The following is an 8618-nucleotide window of genomic DNA, read 5'->3' as shown; positions in this document are numbered from 1 at the left end:
GCGAAGGCGCTGCAAGGCTACGCCAACAGCGGGCAGGTGTTGGAGGAAGCCGAATATTGGCAAGCCGTTGAGCGCGTGGAAGTCAAGCCGCTTCGCAAGGATTCTGAAGTTGGAGCAGGCCTCATGAAAGACGGCCGGCATGTATCCTTGACCCTGACGGAAGAACAGACGGAAAAACTGCTGAAGCAGGTCAACAAGGCGTACAACACGGAAATTAACGATATTTTGTTAACGGCGTTGGGATTGGCGATCGGCGAATGGAATGACAGTAAGCAAGCGGCCATTGAGCTGGAGGGACATGGGCGGGAAGAGATCGGTCATGAAGTGGATATCAGCCGGACGGTGGGGTGGTTTACCACCCAATATCCCGTGATATTGGAGATGGAACAAAGTCGGGAGTTATCGTACCAAATCAAGACGGTAAAAGAACACCTGCGCCGAATCCCGAATAAAGGGATCGGATACGGGTTGTTAAAGTACGGAAGGCAGCTGCTGAAGGGCGGACATGGAAGCTGAAGCCGGAGGTCAGTTTCAACTACCTGGGACAATTTGACCAGGACGTGGAAACGGGACTTTTTGCGGGATCGAGGTACGGCGCGGGCAGCTTGGTCAGTCCGAACGGAGAAAGAACGTCGACGCTGTCGATCAACGGAATGGTTCTGGGCGGGCAACTGCAGCTTACGATCGATTACAACGGGAAAGCCTATGAAGCGGATACGATTGAAGAGCTGGCAGCCGGGTACAAGCGTCATCTGGAAGCCATCATTGAGCATTGTGCGGATAGAAGAGAGACGGAAAAAACGCCAAGTGACCTTTCTTTCAAACAACTAACAATACAGGAATTAGAAGAATTTGAGGAAGAAATGGAATGGTTAACAATACTGGATTCTGAAAGGGTATGATTCGGATGAATTCAACGAAAAGCAAAATAAAAGATATTTACCCACTAACCCCTATGCAACAGGGCATGTATTTTCATAGCTTAAAAGATAAAGATTCCGGAACATACTTTGATCAGGTTTGTTTTGATATTGAGGGCAACCTTGATACGGCCTTATTGGAACAAAGTATCAATAAACTTATTGAGAGGCACGATATTTTAAGAACTATTTTTTCAAATAAAAGCAAGCAGGTTCTGCAAATCGTATGGAAAGAAAGACCACTCAAAGTTTTTTTCGAGAATTTGAATGGTTGGGAATCGACCAACAAAACACAATAATTATAAATTATAAACAAAAGAGCAAAGTACAAGGGTTTGATCTGGGAAAAGATCAGTTAATGCGCTTTGCCCTATTCCAGAGAGAAAAAGAGAAGTACACAATGGTGTGGTGTTTTCACCATATTCTGATGGATGGCTGGAGTCGGCCTATTGTGACTGAAGAACTGTTTGCGATTTATCGTTCGCTTAGCCAACAAGAGTCACTTTCAATGCTCCCAACCATTCCTTACAGCCGGTATATTCAATGGTTGGAAAGTCGAGATCAGCAGCGAGCATTGCAATATTGGAAGGATTATATGCAAGGTTATGAGAATGTGGTTAGCGTTCCGATGAAGGAAAACAAGGCAAATTGCCCATTTCTCTTGGAAGAAACGGAGCTTGTCTTGAACACGGAATGGACTGGCATAGTCACTGAATTAACCAAGCAGCTTCAAGTAACGGTAAACACGTGGCTGCAAACGATATGGGGAGTACTGCTGCAAAAATACAATGGTGTGGACGATGCCGTATTCGGCTCGGTCGTATCAGGCCGTCCTTCCGAGATTGCGGGCATTGAGCAAATGATCGGCTTGTTTATCAACACGATACCCGTTCGTATTCAAAGCAGGCCGGGCATGTCTTTTTCCGACCTTGTGAAGCAAGTCCAGCTGTCATCGCTTTCGTCGGCGCAGTACGACTATTATCCGCTTTACGAAATTCAGGCGAACTCTCCGCTGAAGCAAGGATTGGTCAATCATGTCATGGTGTTCGAGAATTACCCGATCGGAGAAGCCATCGAACAATCGAGCGGACAAAGCATCGGGTTTACGATTAGCAACGTAGAGACGTTTGAACAATCCAACTATGACTTCTGCGTCACGATTGTGCCTGGAAATGAAATAAGGATTAAATTCAGCTACAATGCGGCGCGAATCGATCGCGGAATGGTAGCGAGAATACGGGGGCACTTGCAAGAGGTTATCGGCCAGGTCTTGGAAACCCCGCATGTACACATCGATCAGTTGGAAATCGTGACGGAAGAAGAGAAGCGTCAGCTTCTGCATGAGTTCAACGACACGAAGGCGTCGTATCCGGCGGATCAAACGATTCACGGGCTGTTTGAAGAACAGGTAAAGAAGACACCGGATCATACGGCTGTCGTATTGGAGTCGGAGTCGCTAACGTATGCGGAATTGAACGGACGAGCGAATCAACTGGCGAGAGTGCTGAGGGGCAAGGGCGTTGGAGCGGATCGGATCGTGGGGATCCTGGCGGAGCGGTCGCTGGAGATGATCGTGGGGATCCTGGGGATCCTGAAAGCCGGAGGGGCGTACCTGCCGATCGATCCGGACTATCCGGCGGAGCGAATCGGGTACATGCTGGAGGACAGCGGAGCGGATATTCTGCTGACGCAGAAGCGGCTGGAAGCGAAGACGATGGGATTCGCGGGAGAAGTGCTGCATGTCGATGACGAGCGGTTGTACGCCCTGGATGACACCAATCTTGAGCACACGGGCAGTTCCAAAGATCTGGCGTATGTGATCTATACTTCGGGCTCCACCGGGAAGCCGAAGGGCGTCATGATCGAGCATGATAATGTCGTAAGATTATTCTTTAACGACAGAACTCCATTTCAGTTCTCCTACAAAGATACTTGGACGTTGTTTCATTCCTTCTGTTTTGATTTTTCTGTTTGGGAAATGTATGGTGCCATTCTGTATGGCGGGAAATTGATTGTTGTTCCCAAAGAGGTCAGCAAAAATCCAAGGGAGTTTCTGACGTTATTAAGAACGGAAAAGGTAACGGTATTAAATCAAACGCCAACCTATTTTTATCAGTTGGTTGAAGAAGATCGGCTTCAGGCAGAGCCTCTGTTGCTTCGGATGGTTATTTTTGGGGGGAAGCGCTGAAGCCAGCGTTACTCGAGAATTGGAAGTCGAAGTATCCGAACGTAGAGCTTATTAATATGTACGGCATCACAGAAACAACGGTCCATGTCACCTATAAACAAATGAAACAGACGGAGATTGAAGGGCACATAAGCAATGTGGGTCAGCCTCTTCCCACTTTGCACACTTATATATTGGGTTCGGATCATAAATTGCGGCCCGTTGGAGTGCCCGGAGAATTGTATGTCGCAGGAAATGGGCTTGCAAGGGTTACTTGAATCGGCCGGAGCTCACCGCGGAGAAATTCGTGGCCAATCCGTTCGCGCCCGGCGAGCGGATGTATCGGACGGGAGACCTGGCGCGCTGGCTGCCGGACGGGAACATCGAATATTTGGGACGGATCGACGAGCAAGTGAAAGTCCGCGGCCACCGCATTGAATTGGGCGAAATCGAAACGCAGTTATTGAAGCACGAAAGCATCCGCGAGACCACCGTTTTGGAAAGGAAAAATAAAGAAGGAGAAACGTACCTGTGCGCATATTTCGTCGCAGACAAAGAAATATCGGTCATGGAACTCCGCAAGCATTTATCCATTTCACTTCCAGAATATATGATACCTTCTCATTATATGCAATTGGAATATACACCCCTTACGAGCAACGGAAAAGTCGATCGTAAGGTTTTACCGGAACCAGATGGCCGTATGACACTCGGTATCGTTTATGAGGCTCCGCGAAACGAATTAGAAGAGGAATTTGTCCTGATATGGCAGGAAGTGTTACATATTGAACGAGTGGGTATCCAGGATAATTTTTTTGACATTGGCGGGGATTCGATAAAAGCAATTCGCTTGATGAGCCGAATTGGAACGAAACTCGATCAAAAGGTTACGATTCACGATCTTTATCTGCATCCAACGATCAAGGGGTTTCTCGAAGCTAGAAGTGATATAGAGAGTTCGATGATGAACGCGAATAACTCGAATTTACCGCAGAAATAGAACATGCAATCCAAAATGCGGCTGGGATCTATGGGCGGGCATTAATGGAGAATATAGAAGATATTTATCCCATGAGTGATATCGAGCAAGGGATGATTTATCATAATTTAATAAATCCGGAATCCGCTATCTATCACGAGCAGTTTGTTTTTCCCTGGAAAGAGAATTATTTTAGCATCGACGCATTGGAAAGAACATTGCACTATTTGGTGAAGAAACATTCCCAATTACGTTACAATCTTCATAGGAATCTCTGATTCTCCATATTGAAAATCGGAACGTAATTGGGAATGTTTCTTCACCAAATAGTGCAATGTTCTTTCCAATGCGTCGATGCTAAAATAATTCTCTTTCCAGGGAAAAACAAACTGCTCGTGATAGATAGCGGATTCCGGATTTATTAAATTATGATAAATCATCCCTTGCTCGATATCACTCATGGGATAAATATCTTCTATATTCTCCATTAATGCCCGCCCATAGATCCCAGCCGCATTTTGGATTGCATGTTCTATTTCTGCGGTAAATTCGAGGTTATTCGCGTTCATCATCGAACTCTCTATATCACTTCTAGCTTCGAGAAACCCCTTGATCGTTGGATGCAGATAAAGATCGTGAATCGTAACCTTTTGATCGAGTTTCGTTCCAATTCGGCTCATCAAGCGAATTGCTTTTATCGAATCCCCGCCAATGTCAAAAAAATTATCCTGGATACCCACTCGTTCAATATGTAACACTTCCTGCCATATCAGGACAAATTCCTCTTCTAATTCGTTTCGCGGAGCCTCATAAACGATACCGAGTGTCATACGGCCATCTGGTTCCGGTAAAACCTTACGATCGACTTTTCCGTTGCTCGTAAGGGGTGTATATTCCAATTGCATATAATGAGAAGGTATCATATATTCTGGAAGTGAAATGGATAAATGCTTGCGGAGTTCCATGACCGATATTTCTTTGTCTGCGACGAAATATGCGCACAGGTACGTTTCTCCTTCTTTATTTTTCCTTTCCAAAACGGTGGTCTCGCGGATGCTTTCGTGCTTCAATAACTGCGTTTCGATTTCGCCCAATTCAATGCGGTGGCCGCGGACTTTCACTTGCTCGTCGATCCGTCCCAAATATTCGATGTTCCCGTCCGGCAGCCAGCGCGCCAGGTCTCCCGTCCGATACATCCGCTCGCCGGGCGCGAACGGATTGGCCACGAATTTCTCCGCGGTGAGCTCCGGCCGATTCAAGTAACCCCTTGCAAGCCCATTTCCTGCGACATACAATTCTCCGGGCACTCCAACGGGCCGCAATTTATGATCCGAACCCAATATATAAGTGTGCAAAGTGGGAAGAGGCTGACCCACATTGCTTATGTGCCCTTCAATCTCCGTCTGTTTCATTTGTTTATAGGTGACATGGACCGTTGTTTCTGTGATGCCGTACATATTAATAAGCTCTACGTTCGGATACTTCGACTTCCAATTCTCGAGTAACGCTGGCTTCAGCGCTTCCCCCCAAAAATAACCATCCGAAGCAACAGAGGCTCTGCCTGAAGCCGATCTTCTTCAACCAACTGATAAAAATAGGTTGGCGTTTGATTTAATACCGTTACCTTTTCCGTTCTTAATAACGTCAGAAACTCCCTTGGATTTTTGCTGACCTCTTTGGAACAACAATCAATTTCCCGCCATACAGAATGGCACCATACATTTCCCAAACAGAAAAATCAAAACAGAAGGAATGAAACAACGTCCAAGTATCTTTGTAGGAGAACTGAAATGGAGTTCTGTCGTTAAAGAATAATCTTACGACATTATCATGCTCGATCATGACGCCCTTCGGCTTCCCGGTGGAGCCCGAAGTATAGATCACATACGCCAGATCTTTGGAACTGCCCGTGTGCTCAAGATTGGTGTCATCCAGGGCGTACAACCGCTCGTCATCGACATGCAGCACTTCTCCCGCGAATCCCATCGTCTTCGCTTCCAGCCGCTTCTGCGTCAGCAGAATATCCGCTCCGCTGTCCTCCAGCATGTACCCGATTCGCTCCGCCGGATAGTCCGGATCGATCGGCAGGTACGCCCCTCCGGCTTTCAGGATCCCCAGGATCCCCACGATCATCTCCAGCGACCGCTCCGCCAGGATCCCCACGATCCGATCCGCTCCAACGCCCTTGCCCCTCAGCACTCTCGCCAGTTGATTCGCTCGTCCGTTCAATTCCGCATACGTTAGCGACTCCGACTCCAATACGACAGCCGTATGATCCGGTGTCTTCTTTACCTGTTCTTCAAACAGCCCGTGAATCGTTTGATCCGCCGGATACGACGCCTTCGTGTCGTTGAACTCATGCAGAAGCTGACGCTTCTCTTCTTCCGTCACGATTTCCAACTGATCGATGTGTACATGCGGGGTTTCCAAGACCTGGCCGATAACCTCTTGCAAGTGCCCCCGTATTCTCGCTACCATTCCGCGATCGATTCGCGCCGCATTGTAGCTGAATTTAATCCTTATTTCATTTCCAGGCACAATCGTGACGCAGAAGTCATAGTTGGATTGTTCAAACGTCTCTACGTTGCTAATCGTAAACCCGATGCTTTGTCCGCTCGATTGTTCGATGGCTTCTCCGATCGGGTAATTCTCGAACACCATGACATGATTGACCAATCCTTGCTTCAGCGGAGAGTTCGCCTGAATTTCGTAAAGCGGATAATAGTCGTACTGCGCCGACGAAAGCGATGACAGCTGGACTTGCTTCACAAGGTCGGAAAAAGACATGCCCGGCCTGCTTTGAATACGAACGGGTATCGTGTTGATAAACAAGCCGATCATTTGCTCAATGCCCGCAATCTCGGAAGGACGGGCCTGATACGACCGAGCCGAATACGGCATCGTCCACACCATTGTATTTTTGCAGCAGTACTCCCCATATCGTTTGCAGCCACGTGTTTACCGTTACTTGAAGCTGCTTGGTTAATTCAGTGACTATGCCAGTCCATTCCGTGTTCAAGACAAGCTCCGTTTCTTCCAAGAGAAATGGGCAATTTGCCTTGTTTTCCTTCATCGGAACGCTAACCACATTCTCATAACCTTGCATATAATCCTTCCAATATTGCAATGCTCGCTGCTGATCTCGACTTTCCAACCATTGAATATACCGGCTGTAAGGAATGGTTGGGAGCATTGAAAGTGACTCTTGTTGGCTAAGCGAACGATAAATCGCAAACAGTTCTTCAGTCACAATAGGCCGACTCCAGCCATCCATCAGAATATGGTGAAAACACCACACCATTGTGTACTTCTCTTTTTCTCTCTGGAATAGGGCAAAGCGCATTAACTGATCTTTTCCCAGATCAAACCCTTGTACTTTGCTCTTTTGTTTATAATTTATAATTATTGTGTTTTGTTGGTCGATTCCCAAACCATTCAAATTCTCGAAAAAAACTTTGAGTGGTCTTTCTTTCCATACGATTTGCAGAACCTGCTTGCTTTTATTTGAAAAAATAGTTCTTAAAATATCGTGCCTCTCAATAAGTTTATTGATACTTTGTTCCAATAAGGCCGTATCAAGGTTGCCCTCAATATCAAAACAAACCTGATCAAAGTATGTTCCGGAATCTTTATCTTTTAAGCTATGAAAATACATGCCCTGTTGCATAGGGGTTAGTGGGTAAATATCTTTTATTTTGCTTTTCGTTGAATTCATCCGAATCATACCCTTTCAGAATCCAGTATTGTTAACCATTCCATTTCTTCCTCAAATTCTTCTAATTCCTGTATTGTTAGTTGTTTGAAAGAAAGGTCACTTGGCGTTTTTTCCGTCTCTCTTCTATCCGCACAATGCTCAATGATGGCTTCCAGATGACGCTTGTACCCGGCTGCCAGCTCTTCAATCGTATCCGCTTCATAGGCTTTCCCGTTGTAATCGATCGTAAGCTGCAGTTGCCCGCCCAGAACCATTCCGTTGATCGACAGCGTCGACGTTCTTTCTCCGTTCGGACTGACCAAGCTGCCGCGCCGTACCTCGATCCCGCAAAAAGTCCCGTTTCCACGTCCTGGTCAAATTGTCCCAGGTAGTTGAAACTGACCTCCGGCTTCAGCTTCCATGTCCGCCTTCAGCAGCTGCCTTCCCGTACTTTAACAACCCGTATCCGATCCCTTTATTCGGGATTCGGCGCAGGTGTTCTTTTACCGTCTTGATTTGGTACGATAACTCCCGACTTTGTTCCATCTCCAATATCACGGGATATTGGGTGGTAAACCACCCCACCGTCCGGCTGATATCCACTTCATGACCGATCTCTTCCCGGCCATGTCCCTCCAGCTCAATGGCCGCTTGCTTACTGTCATTCCATTCGCCGATCGCCAATCCCAACGCCGTTAACAAAATATCGTTAATTTCCGTGTTGTACGCCTTGTTGACCTGCTTCAGCAGTTTTTCCGTCTGTTCTTCCGTCAGGGTCAAGGATACATGCCGGCCGTCTTTCATGAGGCCTGCTCCAACTTCAGAATCCTTGCGAAGCGGCTTGACTTCCACGCGCTC

Annotated in this window: 4 protein-coding genes and 4 pseudogenes; 4 read left to right on the top strand and 4 right to left on the bottom strand. The window is 46.9% G+C overall.

What is annotated here, in order from left to right; genetic code table 11:
* The 4 genes and pseudogenes from D3H35_RS33865 to D3H35_RS35240 form a co-directional block, all read left to right on the top strand.
* Nucleotides 1–516 (top strand): condensation domain-containing protein (locus tag D3H35_RS33865; protein ID WP_267901480.1); only part of this gene is annotated, 516 nt, incomplete at its 5' end.
* The gene (locus tag D3H35_RS33860; protein ID WP_119152618.1) at nucleotides 462–902 is read left to right on the top strand and encodes a condensation domain-containing protein; all 441 of its coding nucleotides are present in this window, start codon (nucleotides 462–464) and stop codon (nucleotides 900–902) included. The genes D3H35_RS33865 and D3H35_RS33860, both read left to right, overlap by 55 nt.
* Nucleotides 899–2199: pseudogene (locus D3H35_RS35245) on the top strand (condensation domain-containing protein); the annotation flags it as partial. The gene D3H35_RS33860 and the pseudogene D3H35_RS35245, both read left to right, overlap by 4 nt.
* Nucleotides 2200–4009, top strand: a pseudogene (locus D3H35_RS35240) (non-ribosomal peptide synthetase); the annotation flags it as partial.
* 668 nt (nucleotides 4010–4677) lie between these two features.
* On the opposite strand, the pseudogene D3H35_RS35415 reads toward D3H35_RS35240, so the two are convergent.
* The 4 genes and pseudogenes from D3H35_RS35415 to D3H35_RS29350 form a co-directional block, all read right to left on the bottom strand.
* A pseudogene (locus D3H35_RS35415) lies at nucleotides 4678–6487 on the bottom strand (non-ribosomal peptide synthetase); the annotation flags it as partial.
* Nucleotides 6488–7721, bottom strand: a pseudogene (locus D3H35_RS29360) (condensation domain-containing protein); the annotation flags it as partial.
* Between the two features lie 65 nt (nucleotides 7722–7786).
* Nucleotides 7787–8104 carry a condensation domain-containing protein gene (locus D3H35_RS29355; RefSeq protein WP_119152609.1) on the bottom strand — a complete coding sequence of 106 codons (318 nt, stop codon included), beginning with the start codon at nucleotides 8102–8104 and terminating at the stop codon, nucleotides 7787–7789.
* A gap of 67 nt (nucleotides 8105–8171) precedes the next feature.
* A partial coding sequence (locus D3H35_RS29350) for a condensation domain-containing protein (RefSeq protein WP_233568238.1) occupies nucleotides 8172–8618 on the bottom strand: 447 nt, incomplete at its 5' end.

This window comes from Cohnella faecalis, from assembly GCF_003570905.1.
In the GTDB taxonomy this organism is placed as follows: Bacteria; Bacillota; Bacilli; order Paenibacillales; family Paenibacillaceae; genus Cohnella; species Cohnella faecalis.
Note: the sequence above shows the minus strand (reverse complement) of the source record. Positions and strands in the feature narration are given on the sequence as shown.